Origin of the sequence: Aeromonas sp. s13 (genome assembly GCF_040907905.1) — a bacterium.
GTDB classification, from domain to species: Bacteria; Pseudomonadota; Gammaproteobacteria; order Enterobacterales; family Aeromonadaceae; genus Aeromonas; species Aeromonas veronii.
Genome location: NZ_JBFOCS010000037.1, coordinates 1 through 20,382 on the forward strand (window position 1 = coordinate 1; position 20,382 = coordinate 20,382).

Sequence of the window (20,382 nt, forward strand, 5' to 3'; positions counted from 1 at the left end):
GCAGTTGAGGCAGTTGAGGCAGTTGAGGCAGTTGAGGCAGTTGAGGCAGTTGAGGCAGTTGAGGCAGTTGAGGCAGTTGAGGCAGTTGAGGCAGTATCAGAATGGATTAAAAGAAAAGCCGGGACAAGCCCGGCTTTTTCTTTATCACTCAGCAGCTGCTTCAGCAGCGGCCGGGCGGTCTACCAGCTCAATATAAGCCATAGGGGCGTTGTCGCCTGCACGGAAACCGCATTTCAGAATGCGAGTATAACCGCCGGCGCGCTCCAGGTAGCGCGGGCCCAGTTCATTGAACAGCTTAGCCACGATCGCGTTATCGCGAGTACGGGCAAATGCCAGGCGACGATTAGCAACGCTATCAGTCTTGGCAAGGGTGATCAGCGGTTCAACTACACGACGCAGCTCTTTTGCCTTAGGCAGAGTCGTCTTGATGATCTCATGACGAACCAGGGAGCTGGCCATGTTGCGGAACATTGCCTGACGATGGCTGCTGTTCCGGTTCAGTTGACGACCACTCAAACGATGGCGCATGACCTTATCCTTCTAACTAAATCTGTGAAACCCGTAATCTGGATTACTCGTCAGCGATGCTGGCGGGCGGCCAGTTCTCAAGGCGCATGCCAAGAGACAGACCACGGGAGGCCAACACGTCCTTGATCTCAGTCAGGGACTTCTTACCGAGGTTAGGAGTCTTAAGCAACTCAACTTCGGTACGCTGTACCAGATCACCAATATAGTGGATAGCTTCTGCCTTCAGACAGTTCGCAGAACGAACTGTCAGCTCCAAATCATCGACAGGACGTAGCAGAATCGGATCAAACTCGGGTTTCTCTTCTTTCTTCTCGGGCACGCTGACATCGCGCAGATCCACGAAGGCTTCCAGTTGCTCGGCCAAAATAGTGGCAGAACGACGGATGGCTTCTTCAGGATCCAGGGTACCATTGGTCTCCATGTCAATGACCAGCTTGTCCAAGTCGGTACGCTGTTCCACACGTGCTGCCTCAACATTGTAGGCAATACGAACGATGGGGCTGAACGCGGAGTCCAGCAGCAGGCGACCAATAGGACGCTCTTCGTCATCGTTGTGAACACGAGCAGAAGCAGGCACATAACCACGACCGCGCTGAACTTTCAGGCGCATGCTGATTTCAGCATTGGCACCAGTCAGGTGGCAGATTACGTGCTCCGGGTTTACGATCTCGACTTCATCACCGTGAGTGATATCACCAGCGGTAACGGGGCCTGTTCCAGACTTGGTCAGGGACAGAGTTACCTCGTCCTTGCCTTCCAGCTTCACAGCGATACCTTTCAGGTTGAGCAGGATTTCAAGAATGTCTTCCTGTACACCTTCTTTGCTGCTGTACTCATGCAGTACCCCGTCAATTTCGACTTCAGTAACTGCACAACCGGGCATAGATGACAGCAAAATACGACGCAGGGCGTTGCCCAGCGTGTGACCAAAGCCACGCTCGAGTGGCTCAAGAGTCACTTTCGCATGAGTCGGGCTAACTTGCTCGATGTCAACTAGCCGCGGTTTAAGAAAATCTGTTACAGAACCCAGCATTGTGTCCTCTCTTTAGAAGCTAGCTTTACTTGGAGTAAAGCTCGACGATCAGCTGTTCGTTAATGTCGGCAGACAGGTCGGAACGCTCTGGCAGACGCTTGAAAGCACCTTCCATTTTAGCGGCGTCAACCTCTACCCAAGTCGGCTTCTCACGCTGACCAGCAACTTCCAGGGAAGCTTTGATACGCGCTTGCTTCTTAGCCTTCTCACGAACGCAGATCACGTCCTCAGGGGAAACCTGGAAAGAAGGAATGTTCACAACGCGACCGTTTACCATGATGGCTTTGTGGCTCACCAGCTGACGAGATTCAGCACGGGTAGCGCCGAAGCCCATACGGTAAACAACGTTGTCCAAACGACCTTCCAGCAGCTGCAACAGGTTTTCACCGGTGTTACCCTTTTGACGGGCAGCGTCGCGGTAGTAGTTGCGGAACTGTTTTTCCAATACGCCGTAGATACGACGAACTTTTTGTTTCTCGCGCAGCTGAACACCGTAGTCGGACAGACGCGCTTTACGCGCACCGTGCTGACCAGGGGCGGTGTCAATCTTGCACTTAGAATCAATCGCACGAACACCTGACTTCAGGAAGAGGTCGGTGCCCTCACGACGGCTAAGCTTAAGCTTAGGACCGATATATCTTGCCATCTTCTTTCTCCAACAATCCTAGACCAAGTAGCTACAGCGTTATACGCGGCGCTTCTTGGGAGGACGACAACCGTTGTGCGGGATCGGAGTCACATCAGTAATGTTAGTGATGCGGAAACCAGCCGCGTTCAGGGCGCGGATGGAAGACTCACGACCGGGACCCGGACCTTTGACCATGACTTCCAGGTTCTTGACGCCATATTCTTTGGCCATCTCACCAGCGCGCTCTGCAGCTACCTGAGCAGCGAACGGGGTGGACTTACGAGAACCACGGAAACCGGAACCACCAGAAGTAGCCCAAGACAGAGCATTGCCCTGACGGTCAGTAATGGTCACGATTGTGTTGTTGAAAGATGCATGAACGTGCGCAATACCGTCGCTCACTTGCTTTTTAACGCGCTTGCGAGCACGAGTCGGAGTTTTAGCCATTTTCTACCTTCCCGTTACTTCTTGATAGCCTTGCGCGGACCCTTACGGGTACGAGCGTTGGTCTTGGTACGTTGACCACGAACAGGCAGGCTACGACGGTGACGCAAACCACGGTAGCAACCCAGATCCATCAATCGCTTGATGTTCATGGAAATCTGACGACGCAGGTCACCTTCAACGGTGAATTTACCTACTTGTTCACGCAGACTCTCGATCTGAGCTTCGTCCAGGTCTTTAATTTTCACATTCTCAGCGATACCGGCTGCGGCACAGATGGCCTTGGAGCGGGTACGACCGACGCCATAGATAGCAGTCAAAGCGATGACTGCATGCTTATGGTCAGGAATGTTAATGCCAGCGATACGGGCCACTATTCACTCCTACATATAGTAGATTACGACCACCACAAAGCCCGTGAGCGGATACGTGGCGGTCAACCAATACACAACAAAAGTTGGCTGGCTATATTAGCCAGCACAACTATTTGTTGCAAGTACTAACCGTAAAAAATTAGCCTTGGCGCTGTTTATGCTTTGGCTCGCTGCAAATCACACGCACCACACCGTGACGCTTGATGATTTTGCAGTTACGGCAGATTGCCTTAACGGAAGCACGAACTTTCATTGCTTAACTCCGTAACTACGCCGACCTTTAGCGGCCGTAGCCCTTCAGGTTGGCCTTCCTCAGGACGTCGCCATATTGATGAGACATCATATGGGTTTGTACCTGAGCCATGAAGTCCATGATAACTACCACGATAATCAGCAGCGAAGTGCCACCGAAGTAGAACTGTACGTTCCAGGCAGTCATCAAGAACTGGGGTACCAGACAGATAAAGGTTATATAGAGCGCACCTGCCAATGTCAGGCGAGTCATAACCTTATCGATGTAACGTGCTGTCTGCTCGCCCGGGCGAATCCCCGGGATAAAGGCTCCACTCTTCTTCAGATTATCTGCTGTCTCGCGGGGGTTGAACACCAGCGCGGTATAGAAGAAGCAGAAGAAGATAATGGCTGCTGCATACAGCATCTCGTAAAGCGGTTGACCCGGCTGCAGGACCATAGAGACCTGTTGCAGGATATCAGCTACTTTACCCTCACCCTGACCAAACCAGGAGGTAATGGTCCCCGGGAAGAGGATGATACTGGATGCGAAAATCGCAGGAATCACACCAGCCATATTCACTTTCAACGGCAGGTGTGTGCTTTGCGCGGCAAATACCTGGCGGCCTTGTTGACGCTTGGCATAGTTAACGACGATACGACGCTGACCACGCTCCACGAACACCACAAAGTAAGTCACTGCGAAAACAATCAAGCCCAGCAACAACAACAGCAGGATGTGCAATTCCCCTTGACGTGCCTGTTCGGCCGTAGCGCCAATGGCATGCGGCAGACCAGCAACGATACCAGTGAAAATAATCAACGAGATACCATTACCAATCCCACGCTCGGTAATCTGTTCACCCAACCACATCAAAAACATGGTACCGGTGACCAGACTCACAACCGCTGTGAAATAGAAGCCCAGACCCGGATTAGTCACGAGTCCATGCATCATATTCGGCAGACCGGTTGCAATACCAATGGCCTGGAAAGTTCCCAAAACCAGCGTGCCCCAACGGGTATATTGGCTAATCTTGCGACGGCCGGATTCACCTTCTTTCTTGAGTTCAGCAAGAGCGGGGTGAACCACTGTCAGCAGCTGGATAATGATCGATGCCGAAATGTACGGCATGATCCCCAACGCAAGAATAGAAGCACGCGAGAGTGCACCACCACTGAACATGTTGAACATCTCAATGATGGTGCCCTTCTGTTGCTGGAACAACTCGGCCAGTACGGCGGCGTCAATACCAGGAATCGGCACATAAGAGCCTGCACGGAAAACGATAATCGCCCCGAGAACGAAGAGCAGACGGCTCTTCAGTTCACTCAGACCACCCTGTGCTTTAACATCCAATCCTGGTTTCTTAGCCATTGTACTGATTATTCCTCGATTTTACCGCCAGCGGCCTCGATGGCTGCGCGTGCACCTTTGGTGACGGACAGACCACGAACGGTCACAGCACGGTCAATGTTGCCTGACAGAACAACTTTAGCGAACACGATGTTCTTAGTAACAACACCGGCTTGCTTCAGAGTGCTCAGGTCGACCACATCACCTTCTACCAGGGCGATTTCGTTCAGACGCACTTCGGCAGAAACCAAAGATTTGCGAGAGAAGAAACCGAACTTCGGCAGACGGATTTTCAAAGGCATCTGGCCGCCTTCGAAACCGTTGCGGACTTTACCGCCACCGGAACGAGAGGTTTGGCCTTTAACACCACGACCACCAGTCTTGCCCAGGCCGGAGCCGATACCACGACCACGACGTTGTTTTTCAGGCTTGGAACCAGCGGCCGGAGACAGAGTGTTCAGACGCATGCTTAGCCCTCCACCTTAACCATGTAATAAACCTGGTTGATCATGCCGCGTACGCAAGGAGTATCTTCCAGCTCAACGGTGTGACCAATGCGACGCAGACCCAGACCACGCAGAGTCGCCTTGTGCTTTGGCAGACGGCCGATAGAGCTGCGAGTTTGAGTTACTTTTACAGTGTTAGCCATGTCGCATTACCCCAGAATTTCTTCAACGCGCAGACCACGCTTGGCAGCGATCTGTTCCGGTGATTGACCGTGAACCAGAGCGTCTACAGTAGCGCGAACAACGTTGATTGGGTTGGTGGAACCGTAGGTCTTGGCCAGCACGTTGTGGATACCGGCAACTTCCAGAACAGCACGCATAGCGCCGCCTGCAATGATACCAGTACCTTGGGAGGCCGGCTTCATGAACACGGTGGAGCCAGAGTGAACACCACGCACCGGGTGGTGCAGAGTGCCGTTGTTCAGCTCAACCTTGTTCAGGTTACGCTTAGCCTGTTCCATTGCTTTTTGAATAGCAGCCGGAACTTCACGGGCTTTACCGTAACCGTAACCTACACGGCCGTTACCATCACCTACCACGGTCAACGCGGTGAAGGACATGATACGACCACCTTTAACAGTTTTCGAAACACGGTTTACTGCAATGAGCTTTTCTTGCAGTTCGCCGGCTTGAGATTCGACTTTAGCCATCTTCGACTCCTAGCTTAGAACTGAAGACCAGCGTCACGTGCGGCAGCTGCCAGGGCAGCGATGCGACCGTGATACTTGAAACCGGAACGATCGAAAGATACGTTCTGAACGCCTTTGGCAATAGCACGCTCAGCGATAGCCTTACCTACAGCGGTAGCAGCATCTGCGTTACCGGTGTATTTCAGAGCTTCACTGATGGCTTTCTCTACTGTGGAAGCAGAGGCCAGAACTTCGGAACCGTTGGCTGCAATAACCTGCGCATAGATATGACGCGGGGTACGGTGAACAACCAGACGGGTAGCTCCCAGTTCCTGCATCTTTTTCCGAGCACGAGTAGCACGACGGAGACGAGCTGCTTTCTTGTCCATAGTGTTACCTTACTTCTTCTTAGCTTCTTTAGTACGCACTTGCTCGTTGGCATAGCGTACACCCTTGCCCTTGTAGGGCTCCGGAGCGCGGTAAGCACGGATATCGGCGGCGACTTGGCCAACCAGCTGCTTGTCGACGCCACGCAGAACGATTTCTGTAGCAGTCGGGCACTCAGCGGTCACACCAGCCGGCAGCGCATGCTCTACCGGGTGAGAGAAGCCCAGAGCCAGCGCAACAGCATTGCCCTTGATGGAGGCTTTATAACCTACACCAACCAGCTGCAGCTTGCGCTCGAAGCCTTGGGTAACACCGATTACCATGTTGTTGACCAATGCACGGGCAGTACCGGCCTGAGCGTCAGCACCAGCGATGCTGCCGCGCGGGGCGAACTTCAGTACATTGTCTTCTTTGGTCACTTCTACACCGGCGTGAATAGAGCGAACCAGAGAACCTTTACCACCTTTGATGGTCAGTTCCTGGCCGTTCAGAGTCACCTCTACGCCAGCAGGAATAGTGACGGGTGCCTTAGCAACACGAGACATTTCCTACCTCCTATTAAGCGACGTAGCAGATGATCTCACCGCCCATGCTTGCTTTGCGAGCAGCACGGTCAGTCATCACACCTTTAGACGTGGACACGATAGCAACACCGAGACCGCCCATAACTTTCGGCAGATCAGTAGTGCGCTTGTAAATACGCAGGCCTGGACGGCTTACGCGTTGGATCAGTTCTACAACTGGCTTGCCCTGGAAATATTTCAGTTCAATTTCCAGTTCCGGCTTCACGTCACCAGCTACGGAGTAGCCAGCGATGTAACCTTCTTCTTTCAGCACTTTGGCGATAGCCACTTTCAGCTTGGAAGAAGGCATGGAAACCGCAACTTTGCTCGCCGCCTGACCGTTACGGATGCGGGTCAGCATATCCGCGATCGGATCTTGCATGCTCATAAGTCTAACTCCCGAGATTCGTTACCAAGAAGCCTTCTTCAGGCCCGGAATTTCGCCCTTCATGGCATGCTCACGCACCTTGATGCGAGACAGGCCAAACTTGCGCAGGAAACCGTGCGGACGACCAGTAATATTGCAACGGTTACGCTGGCGGGACGGACTGGAATCACGGGGCAGCTGTTGCAGTTGCAGTACAGCATCCCAACGCGCTTCTTCAGAAGCGTTCATGTCAACGATGATAGCTTTCAGCTCGGCACGCTTGGTCGCGTACTTGGCTACCAGCTTGGCACGCTTTGCTTCGCGCGCTTTCATGGATGTTTTAGCCATAACCCTAACCTTACTTGCGGAATGGGAAGTTAAAGGCAGCCAGCAGAGCACGGCCTTCTTCATCGGTATTCGCGGAAGTGGTGATGGTGATATCCAGACCACGGACGCGATCGACTTTGTCATAGTCGATTTCCGGGAAGATGATCTGCTCACGCACGCCCATGGAGTAGTTACCACGACCGTCGAACGCTTTAGCGTTCAGGCCACGGAAGTCACGGATACGCGGTACGGAGATGCAGATCAGCCGTTCCAGGAACTCCCACATACGCTCGCCACGCAGGGTTACTTTACAACCTATCGGGTAGCCTTCACGAATCTTGAAGCCCGCAACAGATTTGCGAGCTTTGGTGATCAGCGGCTTCTGACCGGAAATGGCAGCCATATCGGCAGCAGCATTTTCCAGCAACTTCTTGTCAGAGATCGCTTCACCAACACCCATGTTCAGGGTGATTTTCTCGATCCGAGGGACTTGCATGATAGTCTTGTAACCGAACTGCTTGGACAGTTCATTTACTACATCGGATTTGTAGTAATCATGCAGTTTCGCCATCGTTAAACTCCAATTACTTCACAAGTTCGCCGGTGGATTTGAAGAAACGGACTTTTTTGCCGTCTTCAATCCGGAAACCAACGCGGTCAGCTTTGCCAGTGGCAGAGTTGAACAGCGCTACGTTTGATACATCGATGGGGGCTTCTTTGGTGACGATACCGCCAGCCTGACCCAGTGCGGGTACCGGCTTCTGGTGTTTCTTCACCTGGTTGATGCCTTCCACGATTACCTTACCTTTTGCAATCAGGACTTGAGTGACTTTGCCACGCTTGCCCTTGTCTTTGCCGGTAAGAACAATCACTTCGTCTTCGCGACGGATTTTAGCTGCCATCGTTCGACTCCTTACAGTACTTCGGGTGCCAGGGACACAATCTTCATGAACTTCTCATTACGCAGTTCACGGGTCACCGGGCCAAAAATACGAGTACCGATTGGCTGTTGGTTGTTGTTAAGCAACACAGCCGCATTGTTGTCGAAACGGATGACAGAGCCGTCCGGACGACGAACGCCTTTACGGGTGCGTACGACCACCGCGTTATACACATCACCTTTCTTCACTTTACCGCGAGGAATGGCTTCCTTGATGGAAACCTTGATGATGTCGCCGATGCCGGCGTAACGGCGGTGCGAGCCACCCAGAACCTTAATACACATTACACTGCGAGCGCCGGAGTTGTCGGCAACACCCAGCATACTTTGCATCTGGATCATCTTAGTGCTCCGCTTTGTTTACTTCTTATCCCTAATGGGATCTGGCTGCCTTCAAAAGGCGCGAAACTATAACACAGGATTTTCAGAAAAGGTAGCCTAAAAAACAAACGGCCCCTGAAAGGGGCCGCTTGGACTACAAAGTACCGATTAGGCCTTTTCTACAACGGCAACCAGGGTCCAGGACTTGGTCTTGGACAGCGGGCGGCATTCGCGGATTTCCACGAGGTCGCCAGCTTTGCACTCGTTGTTTTCGTCATGCACGTGCAGCTTGGTAGTGCGCTTGATGATCTTACCGTAGATCGGGTGCTTTACCTTGCGCTCGATAGCAACAGTGATGGACTTGTCCATCTTGTCGCTGATTACACGACCTTGCAGAGTACGGATCTTGTCAGTCATTACGCACCTGCCTTCTCAGTCAGTACAGTCTTGATACGTGCGACGTCACGACGCACTTGTTTCAGAGTGTGAGTCTGAGCCAGCTGGCCGGTGGACGCTTGCATGCGCATGTTGAATTGCTCACGCAGCAGGCCCAGCAGCTCCTGGTTCAGTTCTTCGACGCTCTTTTGACGCAGATCTTGGGCTTTCATCACATCACCGTCTTAATTACGAAAGTGGTCTGAACAGACAGCTTAGCTGCGGCCAGGGCAAACGCTTCACGCGCCAGAGCCTCAGGTACACCGTCCATCTCGTACAGAACCTTGCCAGGCTGGATCGGGCAAACCCAGTATTCCACGTTACCCTTACCTTTACCCATACGAACTTCGAGGGGCTTTTCGGTGATGGGTTTGTCCGGGAACACACGGATCCAGATCTTACCTTGACGCTTAACGTGACGGGTCATGGCACGACGGGCTGCTTCGATTTGACGAGCAGTCAGTTGACCACGGGATGTCGCCTTCAGGCCAAAGGTACCGAAGGATACTTCGTTACCAGAGGTGGCCAGACCGCGGTTACGACCCTTGTGGGTCTTGCGGAATTTAGTACGCTTAGGTTGCAACATTTACCGAATCTCCTTACTTAGCAGCGCGGCGCTTGTTGTCACGCTTGGGCTTTGCAGGAGCTTGCTCTTGAGCAGCGGCAGCGTTAACAGCAGCCAGACCGCCCAGAACTTCGCCCTTGAAGATCCAAACTTTAACGCCGATCACACCGTAAGTGGTGTGGGCTTCAGAAGTTGCGTAGTCGATGTCGGCACGCAGGGTGTGCAACGGCACACGACCTTCACGGTACCATTCGGTACGCGCGATTTCAGCGCCGCCCAGACGACCGGAAACTTCCACTTTGATGCCCTTGGCACCCAGGCGCATTGCGTTCTGTACGGCGCGCTTCATAGCACGACGGAACATTACACGACGCTCCAGCTGGGAAGTGATGCTGTCGGCAACGAGTTTGCCATCCAGCTCCGGCTTGCGGACTTCGGAAATGTTGATCTGAGCAGGCACGCCAGCAATAGTGGCTACAGCTTTGCGCAGCTTCTCAACGTCTTCGCCTTTCTTACCGATTACAACACCCGGACGAGCGGTGTGAATGGTCACACGGATGCTCTTGGCCGGACGCTCAATGGTGATCTTGGACAAGGACGCGTTTTTCAGTTCCTTGGTCAGGAACTGGCGTACTTGAAAATCGCTGTACAGGTTGTCAGCGAAGTCTTTGGTGTTCGCGAACCAGGTAGAATTCCAAGGCTTGGTAATACCCAGGCGAATGCCATTAGGATGTACTTTCTGACCCATTGCTTATCTCCCAGCCTTAGCGTCGGATACCACTACAGTGATGTGAGCGGTACGCTTGAGGATACGATCCGCACGACCTTTGGCACGCGGACGGATGCGCTTCATGGAGGGACCTTCGTCGACCATGATAGTAGCAACACGCAGCGCGTCGATATCGGCGCCTTCGTTGTGCTCAGCGTTTGCAATGGCAGATTCCAGCACTTTCTTAACCAGCACTGCAGCCTTTTTCGGGCTGAAGGTCAGGATATTCAGAGCCTTGTCTACGGACAGACCACGTACTTGATCGGCTACCAGACGAGCTTTCTGGGCAGAAGTACGGGCATAACGGTGTTTAGCGATAGCTTCCATCATTTATCCCTTAGCGCTTCTTAGCCTTCTTATCAGCAGCATGGCCGCGATAAGTACGAGTCGGTGCGAATTCACCCAGTTTGTGACCGATCATTTCTTCGGTAACGAAAACCGGAACGTGCTGACGACCATTATGGACAGCGATGGTCAAACCGATCATGTTCGGGATGATCATTGAACGACGGGACCAGGTTTTAACCGGCTTTTTATCCCCGCTTTCCACCGCTTTCTCTACCTTCTTCAGCAAGTGCAGGTCAATAAATGGACCCTTCTTGAGAGAACGTGGCATGGTGATTCCTCTATGTTAACAATTACTTGTTACGACGACGTACGATGTACTTGTCGGTACGCTTGTTCTTACGGGTCTTGAAGCCTTTAGCCTTCTGGCCCCATGGGGACACAGGCTGCATGCCCTTGTTACGACCCTCACCACCACCGTGCGGGTGGTCAACCGGGTTCATCGCCATACCGCGAACGGTCGGACGAATACCACGCCAGCGGTTTGCACCGGCTTTACCCAGTTGACGCAACATGTGCTCGGAGTTACCGACTTCACCGATGGTAGCGCGGCACTCGGCCAGAACTTTACGTACTTCGCCGGAACGCAGACGCAGAGTTACATAGTTACCTTCACGAGCCAGGATCTGGATGAAAGTACCAGCGGAACGAGCCAGCTGGGCACCTTTACCAGGCTTCATCTCTACAGCGTGAACGGTAGAACCAACCGGGATGTTGCGCATCGGCAGGGCGTTACCTACCTTGATGGCTGCATCAGCACCAGAAGCGATCGCGTCACCAGCTTTCAGGCCTTTCGGAGCCAGGATGTAACGACGCTCACCGTCTGCATACAACACCAGTGCGATGTTAGCGGTACGGTTCGGATCGTATTCCAGGCGCTCTACTTTAGCCGGGATACCGTCTTTGTCGCGCTTGAAGTCGACGATACGGTAGTGCTGCTTGTGACCACCACCGATATGACGGGTAGTGATACGGCCGTTGTTGTTACGACCACCGGACTTGCTTTTGCTGTCCAGCAGAGCGGCGAAGGGCTTGCCCTTGTACAGCTCTTGATTGACGATCTTGACGACGTGGCGGCGGCCCGGAGAAGTAGGCTTGCACTTAACGATTGCCATTTTTGAGAACTCCTCTTACTCGGCTGCGCCCATGAAGTCGATGTCCTGACCAGCTTTCAGGGTCACATAAGCCTTTTTCCAATCGGAACGACGGCCTACGCGTGCACCTGCGCGCTTGGTCTTACCCTTCATGTTCAGGGTACGGACGGTCTCAACTTCGACCTCGAACAGTTTCGCAACTGCAGCTTTGACTTCCGCCTTGGTAGCATCAACAGCAACTTTGAACACGATAGTGTTCTGCTTTTCTGCAACCATGGTGCTCTTTTCAGAGATGTGCGGAGCCTTCAGAACTTTCAGCAGACGCTCTTCACGGATCATGCCAGCATCTCCTCGATTTGCTTAACTGCGTCAGCAGTCATCAGAACCTTGTCGAAAGCGATCAGGCTGACCGGGTCGATACCGGCAACGTCACGCACGTCAACTTTGTACAGGTTGCGAGCAGCCAGGAACAGGTTCTCATCGACTTCAGCAGTCACGATCAGAACGTCAGTCAGTTCCATTTCTTTCAGCTTGGCGATCAGTTCTTTGGTCTTCGGAGCTTCGATGCCGAACTTCTCAACAACGATCAGGCGCTCTTGACGTACCAGCTCGGACAGAATGCTACGGATAGCGCCGCGGTACATCTTCTTGTTTACTTTCTGGCTGTGATCTTGCGGCTTAGCAGCAAAAGTCACACCACCGGAACGCCAGATGGGCGAACGGATGGAGCCAGCACGGGCACGACCAGTACCCTTCTGACGCCACGGCTTTTTGCCGCCACCAGACACTTCAGAGCGAGTCAGCTGCGCACGAGTACCCTGACGGGCACCAGCGGCATATGCAACGACGACCTGGTGAACCAGAGCTTCGTTGAATTCGCGCCCGAAGGTAGTCTCGGAAACTTCAAGAGCGCTCTTGGCGTCTTTCATTACCAATTCCATTACTATCTCCTCAGACGTTACGCTTTGACGGCAGGTTTGACGATCACGTTGCCGTTGGTTGCACCCGGTACTGCACCTTTGATGAGCAGCAGGTTGCGTTCAGCGTCAACACGAACCAGTTCCAGGTTCTGAGTCGTTACACGCTCAGCACCCATGTGACCAGCCATCTTTTTGCCCTTGAATACACGACCCGGAGTCTGGTTCTGACCGATAGAACCCGGAACGCGGTGAGACAAGGAGTTACCGTGGGTCATATCCTGGGTGCGGAAGTTGTGGCGCTTAACAGTACCAGCAAAGCCCTTACCTTTGGATGTGCCGGTAACGTCTACCAGCTTAACGTCAGCGAGAAGATCTACTTTCAGCTCGCTACCAACAGTGAAAGTTTCACCGTTGTTCAGGCGGAATTCCCACAGACCGCGACCGGCTTCTACACCAGCTTTGGCGAAGTGGCCAGCTTCCGGCTTGGTCACACGGCTGGCTTTCTTGGCGCCAGTGGTAACCTGAATAGCGTTGTAGCCGTCGGTTTCTACAGATTTGACCTGAGTTACACGGTTAGCTTCAACTTCGATAACAGTCACCGGGATAGAAACGCCATCTTCAGTGAAGATGCGAGTCATACCCACTTTGCGACCTACAAGACCGATTGTCATTGTTATCAACCTCTTTCCGTAATTAACCCAGGCTGATCTGGACGTCTACACCAGCTGCCAGATCCAGACGCATCAGGGCGTCTACGGTCTTGTCAGTCGGCTCAACGATGTCTACCAGACGCTTGTGAGTGCGGATCTCGTACTGATCACGCGCATCTTTGTTGACGTGCGGGGAGATCAGGACGGTGAAGCGCTCTTTGCGAGTCGGCAGCGGAATAGGACCGCGAACCTGCGCGCCAGTGCGCTTAGCAGTTTCAACGATTTCCGCAGTGGATTGATCAATCAGGCGATGATCAAAAGCCTTCAGGCGGATACGGATTCTTTGGTTCTGCATTGACAGAGCTCCAATAGATAAAAGAACACAAATCAACACCGCCCGACCGAGATTGCTCCCGCCAGAGGTGTGATTTTTCACGTTTCCCCCCATATCGGGAGGACTGTATGGCTGGCTCCTGTAAACAGGAAACTCAGCAGCAGACATATCGTCTGGCTTACCTCATGGGTAAGCGGAGGGGATTATACGGATTTTTCAAATTTGCGCAAGGGAGAGCGAACAGATTATGCGCAGTTTTATGTGACAGATGGATCTCGCCTGCGGCAACGCACTCTGCAGCCAACACCCAAGTAACGACAATGTTACAAGCAGACTGGTAGACTGTGTGCTTGCCTCTGTCAGTGGAACGACATCCCATGCTCAAAGATCAAAAGAAAGCCTATCAGTATGGCCTTTGCGCCGTTGCCCTCTGGTCGACGGTCGCCACAGCCTTCAAGATCTCCCTCGCCTATTTCGAACCTGTGCAACTGTTGCTTGTGGCCGCCTTCACCTCGACTCTCACACTGACAGCCGTCGTCGCCAAACAGGGCAAACTACCGCTGCTGGGGAGCTACATCAAGGCCCGCCCTTTCTACTACCTGACTCTGGGCGTGCTGAACCCCTTTCTCTATTACCTGTTGCTGTTCAAGGCCTATGACCTGCTGCCCGCCCAGCAGGCACAGACCCTCAACTACACCTGGGCCATTACCCTCAGTCTGCTGGCCGTCCCTTTCCTCGGCCAGAAGCTGCGTCGGCGTGATGGCGTCGCCATCGTGCTGGGATATTTTGGCGCACTGGTGATCGCCACCAGAGGCGATGTATTCGGCCTCCAGTTCGACAGCCCCCTCGGCGTGACGCTGGCGCTGGTCTCGACCCTCATCTGGGCCAGCTACTGGATCCTCAACACCCGCAATCAGGGCGATCCCATTGTCAGCCTGTTGCTCGGCTTTATGATCAGCCTGCCTTTTATCGTCGTGGCAACCTGGTTGCTCTCCGATTTTGCCATGACCGCCTGGCAGGGATGGGCTGGTGCCATCTATGTGGGACTGTTCGAAATGGGCTTCGGTTTCGTGCTCTGGCTGATGGCGCTGCGCCATGCCACCAACACGGCCCCCATCAGCAATCTCATCTTCATCTCGCCGTTTGCCTCACTGGTACTGCTCAACCTGTTGATCGGCGAAGCCATCCATCCGGCCACCCCCATCGGGTTGGCGCTCATCGTTGCCGCCCTGCTGATCCAGCAGCTCAAGTACGGCAAACGCTATCGAGCATCAGTCGAAACCAAGAGCTGACCATGCAGAAGGGCGTATCCACGGATACGCCCTTCTCTCAATCCATCCACTCCTGTGGCTGATGTTTCGGCAGCCGCATCTCGACCAGCAGGCCGCCGAGATCCGAACTTCCCAACCGGATAGTGCCATGGTGCTGGGCGACTATCTTGGCCACGATGGCCAACCCCAAGCCACTGCCGCCGACGGTCCGCGCCACATTCCCCTGAGTAAACGGCTTGAGCACCCGGGAATAGTCCTGCTCCGGAATGCCGGGGCCATCATCGGAGAGACGCAGGCGAACCCAGTGCCCGTCGTCCTTGAGCTCGGCATGCAAGCGGCTCGCCCCATAACGCTGCGAGTTGCTTGAGAGGTTGTTCAACACCCGCCGGATACTGACCGGATTGCAGGCCACCCGCACCGCCTCTTGCGGCAGCGCCAGATCAACTTCCAGCCCCTGCTCCGAGTAGATCAGCAAGGTATCGTGCACCAGCTGGGTCAGATCGATCGGCTCCAGATCCTGGCCCTCATCCGGGCGGATGTAATCGATGAACTGATCGATGATGGCATTGGACTCATCGATGTCGGCGTTGATGCTCTCCTTGAGGCACTCGTCACCGGAGGACATCATCTCGGTCGCCAGCCGGATGCGGGTCAGCGGAGTGCGCAGATCGTGGGAAACCCCCGCCATCATCAGGTTACGCTCTTCGATCAGGCTCTTGATGGAGTGCGACATATGGTTGAAGGTGCGGGTCAGTCGCCTTACTTCCCGTGATCCCAGCTCCCCCAGCGCCTCGGGGAAATGGCCTCTGGCCACCGCAACTGCACCAGCCTCGAGATCCTCGAGCGGGCGCACCAGCTGCCGTGCAAAGCGCCAGGCCGCAAACAGGGTGATCACCAGCAGCACGCTCAGATAGATGATGAGGGGTTCGATATCGTCATCTTCAATCTCGGTCAGCGGGATCCGTACCCAGATTTTGCTGGCCTGCGGCGGCTGGATCCAGATGATGTAGTGATCCTGGATCTCGACCCGCACCTTGGCCGGGCCACCCAGCTCGCGACTGATGTTCTCCTCCAGATAGGGGTATGGCTTGGCCTCGTTGAAGCCATGTTGCACCGCCTCGCTCTGGGTATAGATATCGGTACCGGTCGTCACATAGACCAGCGCCTCGGCATCTTCGCTCAGCGCCAGTTGTTCCGTGTTGACCGGAAAGATCAGCTTGACCTGATTGGCCAGCAAGTGACTGATCTGCTTGACGGTTGGCGCCAGCAGATAGTTGTAGAAGGTGACGTAGGAGACCGCTTGATAGACCACCAGGACGGCAGCCAGAAACCAGAGCATGCGCGAGAACATGCTGCCGACCTTTTTCATGCACCGTCACCATCTGGCACGAACACATACCCCAGACCCCAGACAGTCTGCAGGTAGCGGGGCTGGGCCGGATCCTGCTCCAGCAGGCGGCGCAGGCGAGAGACCTGCACGTCGATGCTGCGCTCGGTGGCGGTGTATTCACGGCCACGGGCCAGATTCATCAGCTTGTCGCGGGAGAGCGGCTCGCGCGGATGGCTGACCAGCACTTTGAGCACCGCAAATTCACCGCTGGTGAGCGCCATCGGTTCGCCATCCCGACTCAGCTCGCGGGTCGCGAGATTGAGCTGGAAGGCACCGAAGTTGACCACCTTTTCTGCAGCAGAAGGAGCCCCCGGCAGCTCGACGGTATGGCGGCGCAGCACGGCACGGATCCGCGCCAGCAGTTCGCGGGGGTTGAACGGCTTGGGCAGATAGTCATCGGCCCCCATCTCGAGCCCGACGATGCGATCCACTTCATCCCCCTTGGCGGTGAGCATCAGAACAGGGATCTGGTTGCCCGCTTCCCGCAGACGGCGGCAGATGGAGAGCCCATCCTCCCCCGGCAGCATCAGGTCGAGCACCATCAGGCTGAAGTTTTCACGAGTCAGCAAGCGATCGGCCTGCTCGCCATTAGCTACGCCGCGCACTACGAATCCCTGCTCGGTGAGATAGCGTTCCAACAGGGAACGTAATTTCAGGTCATCGTCCACGACCAGGACCTTGTATTGCTGCTGACTCATTGCTTTGCCTCTTCATTCTTTAGCTGCCCCCAATACTAGGGGGGGATATAGCGGGAGCAAAGCACAAATATGTTACCGGTTATTACCCATCCCGAGAGCGTGACGGCCATCAAGTCACTGCGCTGGCCAGCGACTCCCTGAATGGCGCCAGCCGAGCCATCACGATTTCCCTCGACAGCAAGAGGACAAAAGCTAATATTCCCGAGCAGTTAGCGATGAATACCCCTCTTTGACCAGGTCCGCATCACCATGAAGACAAAGCTGATCACCCGCGAAGGCTACAACAAGCTGAAAGAAGATCTCGATTTCCTCTGGCGCCAGGAGCGCCCCGAGGTCACCAAGAAGGTGGCATGGGCCGCCAGTCTGGGGGATCGCAGCGAAAATGCCGACTACCAGTACAACAAGAAGCGGCTGCGGGAGATCGACCGGCGGGTGCGTTACCTGCGCAAGTGCCTCGAAGAGCTGGGGATCGTCGACTATGCCCCCGCGCAGGAGGGCAAGGTCTTCTTCGGCGCCTGGGTCGAGGTGGAAAACGAAGAGGGCGAGACCAAGCGCTTTCGCATCGTCGGCTATGACGAGATCTTCGAGCGCAAGGATTACATCTCCATCGACTCCCCCATGGCCCGCGCCCTGCTCAAGAAAGAGGTCGGTGATGAGGCCATCGTCCGTACGCCAGTTGGTGACGTCTGCTGGTATATCAACGAGATCAGCTACCCCAAATAGCCGGACTGCTTGCCACAGGCACATCCTGAGTCACAGGTGCAATGGCAAGATAAACGCCCTCCCCTGCGACTTTATCAGTCTGACGGGTGCAGACCCCGGCGCAGGGTGGCATCCCGCAACACGACCCCATATAGTGCTCACACTTGGCGCCTGATGGCGCGGACTCGACCACAGAGGCCCTCAACAACATCATGATGCAAACCATAGAGAGACAGATTGCCGGTGAGCTCAATGCTCGCCCCGAGCAGGTGCAGGCCGCAGTGCGCCTGCTGGATGAAGGCTCGACCGTACCCTTTATCGCCCGTTACCGTAAAGAGGTGACCGGCGGTCTGGACGACAGCCAGCTACGTACTCTGGAGAGCCGCCTCGGCTATCTGCGTGAACTGGAAGATCGCCGTCAGGTGATCATTCGCTCCATCGAAGAGCAGGGCAAACTGACCCCCGAGCTGATGCGCGAATTGAATGGCGCCGACAGCAAGACCCGGCTGGAAGATCTCTACCTCCCCTACAAGCCCAAACGCCGCACCAAGGGGCAGATGGCGATCGAAGCCGGGTTGGAGCCGCTGGCCAACCTACTGCTCAGCGACCCGATGCAGGATCCCGAGCAAGCGGCTGCCGCCTTCCTCAATCCCGAACAGGGCATTGCCGACAGCAAAGCGGCTCTCGATGGTGCCCGCTATATCCTGATGGAGCGCTTCGCCGAGCAGGCCGACCTGCTGGAGAAGCTGCGCGACTACCTGTGGCAGAATGCCACCCTGCGCGCCCGCGTGGTGGCAGGCAAGGAGCAGGAAGGGGCCAAGTTCAAGGACTATTTCGAACACGACGAACCCCTGCACAAGGCCCCCTCCCACCGGGTGCTGGCCATGCTGCGCGGCCGCAATGAAGGGATCCTCAATCTGGCTCTGGTAACCGGTAACGACGAGAGTGCCAGCCCCTGCGAAGGGATCATTGCCCACCACCTCAAGCTCAATCTGCAGAACCGCCCGGCCGACAAATGGCTGCAGGGGGTGGTGAGCTGGACCTGGAAGATCAAGTTGTCACTTCAGATGGAGACCGAACTGATCGGCCGCATCCGCGAATCGGCAGAGGAGGAGGCGATCAAGGTGTTCGCCATGAACCTCAAGGATCTGCTGATGGCGGCCCCGGCCGGCATGCGCTGCACCATGGGGCTGGATCCGGGCATCCGCACCGGCGTCAAGGTTGCCGTGGTGGATGCCACCGGCAAGCTGGTCGATCACGCCACCATCTATCCGTTCGAACCAAAACGCCAGATTGATCAAAGCCTCAAGACCCTGAGCGAGCTGTGCCAGAAACACAAGGTCGAGCTCATCAGCATCGGCAACGGCACCGCCTCGCGGGAGACCGACCGGCTGGTCAGTGACCTGTTCGAGCGCTACCCCGCCGCCAAGGCGCAGAAGATAGTAGTGAGCGAAGCAGGGGCCTCGGTCTACTCCGCCTCGGAGCTTGCCTCTCAGGAGTTCCCGGATCTCGACGTCTCGATCCGTGGCGCCGTCTCCATCGCCCGCCGCCTGCAAGACCCGCTGGCCGAACTGGTCAAAATCGACCCCAAGAGTATCGGGGTCGGCCAGTATCAGCACGACGTCGGCCAGAGCCAGCTGGCCCGCCGACTGGATGCAGTGGTCGAGGATTGCGTGAACGCGGTCGGGGTCGATGTGAACACCGCCTCGGTCGCCCTGCTCAACCGGGTTTCCGGCCTCTCCCAGACGTTGGCCCAGAACATCGTCGCCTACCGGGATGAGCACGGAGCCTTCAAGAGCCGTCAGCAGTTGCTGAAAGTGAGCCGCCTCGGCCCCAAAGCCTTCGAACAGTGCGCCGGCTTCCTGCGCATTCGCGGCGGCAGCAATCCCCTCGACAGCTCAGCGGTGCACCCGGAGTCCTATCCGGTGGTGGAGCGGATCATCGCCAAGCTGGAGCAGACAGTGGAGAGCCTGCTCGGCAACAGCAGCCTGCTGCGCAGCCTGAAACCGGCCGATTACACCGATGAGCAATTCGGCGTACCTACCGTCACCGACATCATCGGCGAGCTGGACAAGCCGGGCCGCGACCCGCGCCCCGAGTTCAAAACCGCGACCTTCAAGGAAGGTGTGGAGCAGATCAGCGACCTGGTGCCCGAGATGGTACTGGAAGGGGTGGTCACCAACGTCACCAACTTCGGCGCCTTCGTCGATATCGGTGTTCATCAGGACGGGCTGGTGCACATATCCTCCTTGACCGACCGTTTCGTCAAAGATCCCCGCGAGGTGGTCAAGGCGGGCGACATTGTGCGGGTCAAGGTGCTGGAAGTGGACGCCCCGCGCAAGCGGATCAGCCTGACCATGCGCCTCGACGAGAAAGCGGGGCAAGCTTCCCGCAAGCCGGCTGAAGCGCGCAACAGCAGTACTGGCAACGCCAAGCCAAGAAATGAGCCGCGCCAAAGCCCCCCTATGGGTGGTGCCATGGGTAACGCCTTCGCGGCAGCGCTCTCCAAAGCGAAAAAGTAACGACACCGTCCGGAACGTCTCTAAATGCAAAAAGCCCCGCAAGGGGCTTTTT

At 55.4% G+C, this 20,382-nt stretch carries 33 protein-coding genes; 3 read left to right on the forward strand and 30 right to left on the reverse strand.

Going from position 1 to position 20,382, the window contains the following annotated elements; all coding sequences use genetic code 11:
- Nucleotides 1-144 precede the first annotated feature (144 nt).
- From rplQ to rpsJ, 28 genes are all read right to left on the reverse strand, one after another.
- Nucleotides 145-528 carry a 50S ribosomal protein L17 gene (gene rplQ / locus AB5Y82_RS05590; RefSeq protein ID WP_005307999.1) on the reverse strand — a complete coding sequence of 128 codons (384 nt, stop codon included), beginning with the start codon at nt 526-528 and terminating at the stop codon, nt 145-147.
- Between the two features lie 43 nt (nt 529-571).
- On the reverse strand, nt 572-1,561 hold the full coding sequence (gene rpoA, locus AB5Y82_RS05595) for a DNA-directed RNA polymerase subunit alpha (protein WP_005307997.1): 990 nt from the start codon (nt 1,559-1,561) through the stop codon (nt 572-574).
- 25 nt (nt 1,562-1,586) lie between these two features.
- Complete coding sequence (gene rpsD / locus AB5Y82_RS05600; protein WP_005340600.1) at nt 1,587-2,207, reverse strand: 30S ribosomal protein S4; 621 nt, start codon at nt 2,205-2,207, stop codon at nt 1,587-1,589.
- A gap of 39 nt (nt 2,208-2,246) precedes the next feature.
- Nucleotides 2,247-2,636 carry a 30S ribosomal protein S11 gene (rpsK, locus tag AB5Y82_RS05605; RefSeq protein ID WP_005307993.1) on the reverse strand — a complete coding sequence of 130 codons (390 nt, stop codon included), beginning with the start codon at nt 2,634-2,636 and terminating at the stop codon, nt 2,247-2,249.
- Between the two features lie 14 nt (nt 2,637-2,650).
- Complete coding sequence (rpsM, locus tag AB5Y82_RS05610; RefSeq protein ID WP_005307991.1) at nt 2,651-3,007, reverse strand: 30S ribosomal protein S13; 357 nt, start codon at nt 3,005-3,007, stop codon at nt 2,651-2,653.
- A 139-nt stretch (nt 3,008-3,146) separates the two neighbouring features.
- Nucleotides 3,147-3,260, reverse strand: coding sequence for a 50S ribosomal protein L36 (gene rpmJ, locus AB5Y82_RS05615; RefSeq protein ID WP_005319705.1), 114 nt, complete (start codon nt 3,258-3,260; stop codon nt 3,147-3,149).
- Nucleotides 3,261-3,287: 27 nt separating this feature from the next.
- A complete protein-coding gene (gene secY / locus AB5Y82_RS05620; protein ID WP_005340602.1) occupies nt 3,288-4,616 on the reverse strand; it encodes a preprotein translocase subunit SecY in 1,329 nt (442 codons plus the stop codon).
- Nucleotides 4,617-4,624: 8 nt separating this feature from the next.
- Nucleotides 4,625-5,062: a 50S ribosomal protein L15 gene (gene rplO, locus AB5Y82_RS05625; protein WP_005340604.1), complete on the reverse strand. Its 438-nt coding sequence runs from the start codon at nt 5,060-5,062 to the stop codon at nt 4,625-4,627.
- A 2-nt stretch (nt 5,063-5,064) separates the two neighbouring features.
- The gene (gene rpmD, locus AB5Y82_RS05630; protein ID WP_005307985.1) at nt 5,065-5,244 is read right to left on the reverse strand and encodes a 50S ribosomal protein L30; all 180 of its coding nucleotides are present in this window, start codon (nt 5,242-5,244) and stop codon (nt 5,065-5,067) included.
- A 6-nt stretch (nt 5,245-5,250) separates the two neighbouring features.
- The gene (gene rpsE, locus AB5Y82_RS05635) at nt 5,251-5,751 is read right to left on the reverse strand and encodes a 30S ribosomal protein S5 (RefSeq protein WP_005340605.1); all 501 of its coding nucleotides are present in this window, start codon (nt 5,749-5,751) and stop codon (nt 5,251-5,253) included.
- A gap of 14 nt (nt 5,752-5,765) precedes the next feature.
- The gene (rplR, locus tag AB5Y82_RS05640; protein ID WP_005340606.1) at nt 5,766-6,119 is read right to left on the reverse strand and encodes a 50S ribosomal protein L18; all 354 of its coding nucleotides are present in this window, start codon (nt 6,117-6,119) and stop codon (nt 5,766-5,768) included.
- A gap of 9 nt (nt 6,120-6,128) precedes the next feature.
- Nucleotides 6,129-6,662, reverse strand: coding sequence for a 50S ribosomal protein L6 (rplF, locus tag AB5Y82_RS05645; protein ID WP_005340607.1), 534 nt, complete (start codon nt 6,660-6,662; stop codon nt 6,129-6,131).
- Nucleotides 6,663-6,675: 13 nt separating this feature from the next.
- On the reverse strand, nt 6,676-7,068 hold the full coding sequence (gene rpsH, locus AB5Y82_RS05650; protein ID WP_005307980.1) for a 30S ribosomal protein S8: 393 nt from the start codon (nt 7,066-7,068) through the stop codon (nt 6,676-6,678).
- Between the two features lie 21 nt (nt 7,069-7,089).
- Nucleotides 7,090-7,395 (reverse strand): 30S ribosomal protein S14, encoded by a 306-nt coding sequence (gene rpsN / locus AB5Y82_RS05655; RefSeq protein WP_005340609.1) that lies wholly within the window; start codon nt 7,393-7,395, stop codon nt 7,090-7,092.
- Between the two features lie 10 nt (nt 7,396-7,405).
- Complete coding sequence (gene rplE, locus AB5Y82_RS05660) at nt 7,406-7,945, reverse strand: 50S ribosomal protein L5 (RefSeq protein ID WP_005331162.1); 540 nt, start codon at nt 7,943-7,945, stop codon at nt 7,406-7,408.
- Between the two features lie 13 nt (nt 7,946-7,958).
- A complete protein-coding gene (gene rplX / locus AB5Y82_RS05665; protein WP_005307977.1) occupies nt 7,959-8,276 on the reverse strand; it encodes a 50S ribosomal protein L24 in 318 nt (105 codons plus the stop codon).
- 11 nt (nt 8,277-8,287) lie between these two features.
- Nucleotides 8,288-8,656 (reverse strand): 50S ribosomal protein L14, encoded by a 369-nt coding sequence (gene rplN, locus AB5Y82_RS05670; RefSeq protein ID WP_005307975.1) that lies wholly within the window; start codon nt 8,654-8,656, stop codon nt 8,288-8,290.
- A 147-nt stretch (nt 8,657-8,803) separates the two neighbouring features.
- A complete protein-coding gene (gene rpsQ / locus AB5Y82_RS05675; protein WP_005307966.1) occupies nt 8,804-9,052 on the reverse strand; it encodes a 30S ribosomal protein S17 in 249 nt (82 codons plus the stop codon).
- Nucleotides 9,052-9,243, reverse strand: a complete 192-nt coding sequence (rpmC, locus tag AB5Y82_RS05680; protein ID WP_005307965.1) for a 50S ribosomal protein L29 — start codon at nt 9,241-9,243, stop codon at nt 9,052-9,054. The genes rpsQ and rpmC overlap by 1 nt, the downstream gene beginning before the upstream one ends.
- Nucleotides 9,243-9,656, reverse strand: coding sequence for a 50S ribosomal protein L16 (gene rplP, locus AB5Y82_RS05685; RefSeq protein ID WP_005340612.1), 414 nt, complete (start codon nt 9,654-9,656; stop codon nt 9,243-9,245). Before rplP ends, rpmC begins: the two co-directional genes overlap by 1 nt.
- 13 nt (nt 9,657-9,669) lie before the next feature.
- Nucleotides 9,670-10,383, reverse strand: coding sequence for a 30S ribosomal protein S3 (rpsC, locus tag AB5Y82_RS05690; RefSeq protein WP_005307962.1), 714 nt, complete (start codon nt 10,381-10,383; stop codon nt 9,670-9,672).
- A gap of 3 nt (nt 10,384-10,386) precedes the next feature.
- Nucleotides 10,387-10,731, reverse strand: a complete 345-nt coding sequence (rplV, locus tag AB5Y82_RS05695; protein WP_005319741.1) for a 50S ribosomal protein L22 — start codon at nt 10,729-10,731, stop codon at nt 10,387-10,389.
- Nucleotides 10,732-10,741: 10 nt separating this feature from the next.
- On the reverse strand, nt 10,742-11,020 hold the full coding sequence (rpsS, locus tag AB5Y82_RS05700) for a 30S ribosomal protein S19 (protein ID WP_005307960.1): 279 nt from the start codon (nt 11,018-11,020) through the stop codon (nt 10,742-10,744).
- Between the two features lie 22 nt (nt 11,021-11,042).
- Nucleotides 11,043-11,864 (reverse strand): 50S ribosomal protein L2, encoded by an 822-nt coding sequence (rplB, locus tag AB5Y82_RS05705; RefSeq protein WP_005340614.1) that lies wholly within the window; start codon nt 11,862-11,864, stop codon nt 11,043-11,045.
- 15 nt (nt 11,865-11,879) lie between these two features.
- Nucleotides 11,880-12,179: a 50S ribosomal protein L23 gene (gene rplW, locus AB5Y82_RS05710; protein ID WP_342690021.1), complete on the reverse strand. Its 300-nt coding sequence runs from the start codon at nt 12,177-12,179 to the stop codon at nt 11,880-11,882.
- Nucleotides 12,179-12,784, reverse strand: coding sequence for a 50S ribosomal protein L4 (gene rplD, locus AB5Y82_RS05715; RefSeq protein WP_005340616.1), 606 nt, complete (start codon nt 12,782-12,784; stop codon nt 12,179-12,181). The genes rplW and rplD overlap by 1 nt, the downstream gene beginning before the upstream one ends.
- A 17-nt stretch (nt 12,785-12,801) precedes the next feature.
- Complete coding sequence (gene rplC, locus AB5Y82_RS05720; RefSeq protein WP_005340620.1) at nt 12,802-13,434, reverse strand: 50S ribosomal protein L3; 633 nt, start codon at nt 13,432-13,434, stop codon at nt 12,802-12,804.
- A gap of 22 nt (nt 13,435-13,456) precedes the next feature.
- Complete coding sequence (rpsJ, locus tag AB5Y82_RS05725) at nt 13,457-13,768, reverse strand: 30S ribosomal protein S10 (protein ID WP_005307944.1); 312 nt, start codon at nt 13,766-13,768, stop codon at nt 13,457-13,459.
- Between the two features lie 356 nt (nt 13,769-14,124).
- On the opposite strand from rpsJ, the gene AB5Y82_RS05730 reads away from it, so the two are divergent.
- Complete coding sequence (locus AB5Y82_RS05730) at nt 14,125-15,039, forward strand: DMT family transporter (protein ID WP_005355344.1); 915 nt, start codon at nt 14,125-14,127, stop codon at nt 15,037-15,039.
- A gap of 37 nt (nt 15,040-15,076) precedes the next feature.
- Here AB5Y82_RS05730 and envZ read toward each other — a convergent pair whose 3' ends face one another.
- Both envZ and ompR read right to left on the reverse strand, forming a co-directional pair.
- On the reverse strand, nt 15,077-16,387 hold the full coding sequence (gene envZ, locus AB5Y82_RS05735; protein ID WP_368173756.1) for a two-component system sensor histidine kinase EnvZ: 1,311 nt from the start codon (nt 16,385-16,387) through the stop codon (nt 15,077-15,079).
- The gene (gene ompR, locus AB5Y82_RS05740) at nt 16,384-17,106 is read right to left on the reverse strand and encodes a two-component system response regulator OmpR (RefSeq protein WP_005340625.1); all 723 of its coding nucleotides are present in this window, start codon (nt 17,104-17,106) and stop codon (nt 16,384-16,386) included. The genes envZ and ompR overlap by 4 nt, the downstream gene beginning before the upstream one ends.
- A gap of 249 nt (nt 17,107-17,355) precedes the next feature.
- Here ompR and greB point away from each other — a divergent pair, with 249 nt between their 5' ends.
- A complete protein-coding gene (gene greB, locus AB5Y82_RS05745; RefSeq protein ID WP_111900475.1) occupies nt 17,356-17,829 on the forward strand; it encodes a transcription elongation factor GreB in 474 nt (157 codons plus the stop codon).
- A gap of 191 nt (nt 17,830-18,020) precedes the next feature.
- A complete protein-coding gene (locus AB5Y82_RS05750; RefSeq protein ID WP_111900482.1) occupies nt 18,021-20,330 on the forward strand; it encodes a Tex family protein in 2,310 nt (769 codons plus the stop codon).
- Nucleotides 20,331-20,382 lie beyond the last annotated feature (52 nt).

Excerpts from the sequence above, each read along its gene's own strand:
- rplQ (WP_005307999.1), bottom strand. The coding sequence starts at position 528 with ATGCGCCATCGTTTGAGTGGTCGTCAACTGAACCGGAACAGCAGCCAT.
- rpoA (WP_005307997.1), bottom strand. The coding sequence starts at position 1,561 with ATGCTGGGTTCTGTAACAGATTTTCTTAAACCGCGGCTAGTTGACATC.
- rpsD (WP_005340600.1), bottom strand. The coding sequence starts at position 2,207 with ATGGCAAGATATATCGGTCCTAAGCTTAAGCTTAGCCGTCGTGAGGGC.
- rpsK (WP_005307993.1), bottom strand. The coding sequence starts at position 2,636 with ATGGCTAAAACTCCGACTCGTGCTCGCAAGCGCGTTAAAAAGCAAGTG.
- rpmJ (WP_005319705.1), bottom strand. The coding sequence starts at position 3,260 with ATGAAAGTTCGTGCTTCCGTTAAGGCAATCTGCCGTAACTGCAAAATC.
- secY (WP_005340602.1), bottom strand. The coding sequence starts at position 4,616 with ATGGCTAAGAAACCAGGATTGGATGTTAAAGCACAGGGTGGTCTGAGT.
- rplO (WP_005340604.1), bottom strand. The coding sequence starts at position 5,062 with ATGCGTCTGAACACTCTGTCTCCGGCCGCTGGTTCCAAGCCTGAAAAA.
- rpmD (WP_005307985.1), bottom strand. The coding sequence starts at position 5,244 with ATGGCTAACACTGTAAAAGTAACTCAAACTCGCAGCTCTATCGGCCGT.
- rpsE (WP_005340605.1), bottom strand. The coding sequence starts at position 5,751 with ATGGCTAAAGTCGAATCTCAAGCCGGCGAACTGCAAGAAAAGCTCATT.
- rplR (WP_005340606.1), bottom strand. The coding sequence starts at position 6,119 with ATGGACAAGAAAGCAGCTCGTCTCCGTCGTGCTACTCGTGCTCGGAAA.
- rplF (WP_005340607.1), bottom strand. The coding sequence starts at position 6,662 with ATGTCTCGTGTTGCTAAGGCACCCGTCACTATTCCTGCTGGCGTAGAG.
- rpsH (WP_005307980.1), bottom strand. The coding sequence starts at position 7,068 with ATGAGCATGCAAGATCCGATCGCGGATATGCTGACCCGCATCCGTAAC.
- rpsN (WP_005340609.1), bottom strand. The coding sequence starts at position 7,395 with ATGGCTAAAACATCCATGAAAGCGCGCGAAGCAAAGCGTGCCAAGCTG.
- rplE (WP_005331162.1), bottom strand. The coding sequence starts at position 7,945 with ATGGCGAAACTGCATGATTACTACAAATCCGATGTAGTAAATGAACTG.
- rplX (WP_005307977.1), bottom strand. The coding sequence starts at position 8,276 with ATGGCAGCTAAAATCCGTCGCGAAGACGAAGTGATTGTTCTTACCGGC.
- rplN (WP_005307975.1), bottom strand. The coding sequence starts at position 8,656 with ATGATCCAGATGCAAAGTATGCTGGGTGTTGCCGACAACTCCGGCGCT.
- rpsQ (WP_005307966.1), bottom strand. The coding sequence starts at position 9,052 with ATGACTGACAAGATCCGTACTCTGCAAGGTCGTGTAATCAGCGACAAG.
- rpmC (WP_005307965.1), bottom strand. The coding sequence starts at position 9,243 with ATGAAAGCCCAAGATCTGCGTCAAAAGAGCGTCGAAGAACTGAACCAG.
- rplP (WP_005340612.1), bottom strand. The coding sequence starts at position 9,656 with ATGTTGCAACCTAAGCGTACTAAATTCCGCAAGACCCACAAGGGTCGT.
- rpsC (WP_005307962.1), bottom strand. The coding sequence starts at position 10,383 with ATGGGTCAGAAAGTACATCCTAATGGCATTCGCCTGGGTATTACCAAG.
- rplV (WP_005319741.1), bottom strand. The coding sequence starts at position 10,731 with ATGGAAGCTATCGCTAAACACCGTTATGCCCGTACTTCTGCCCAGAAA.
- rpsS (WP_005307960.1), bottom strand. The coding sequence starts at position 11,020 with ATGCCACGTTCTCTCAAGAAGGGTCCATTTATTGACCTGCACTTGCTG.
- rplB (WP_005340614.1), bottom strand. The coding sequence starts at position 11,864 with ATGGCAATCGTTAAGTGCAAGCCTACTTCTCCGGGCCGCCGCCACGTC.
- rplD (WP_005340616.1), bottom strand. The coding sequence starts at position 12,784 with ATGGAATTGGTAATGAAAGACGCCAAGAGCGCTCTTGAAGTTTCCGAG.
- rplC (WP_005340620.1), bottom strand. The coding sequence starts at position 13,434 with ATGACAATCGGTCTTGTAGGTCGCAAAGTGGGTATGACTCGCATCTTC.
- rpsJ (WP_005307944.1), bottom strand. The coding sequence starts at position 13,768 with ATGCAGAACCAAAGAATCCGTATCCGCCTGAAGGCTTTTGATCATCGC.
- AB5Y82_RS05730 (WP_005355344.1), top strand. The coding sequence starts at position 14,125 with ATGCTCAAAGATCAAAAGAAAGCCTATCAGTATGGCCTTTGCGCCGTT.
- envZ (WP_368173756.1), bottom strand. The coding sequence starts at position 16,387 with ATGAAAAAGGTCGGCAGCATGTTCTCGCGCATGCTCTGGTTTCTGGCT.
- ompR (WP_005340625.1), bottom strand. The coding sequence starts at position 17,106 with ATGAGTCAGCAGCAATACAAGGTCCTGGTCGTGGACGATGACCTGAAA.
- greB (WP_111900475.1), top strand. The coding sequence starts at position 17,356 with ATGAAGACAAAGCTGATCACCCGCGAAGGCTACAACAAGCTGAAAGAA.
- AB5Y82_RS05750 (WP_111900482.1), top strand. The coding sequence starts at position 18,021 with ATGATGCAAACCATAGAGAGACAGATTGCCGGTGAGCTCAATGCTCGC.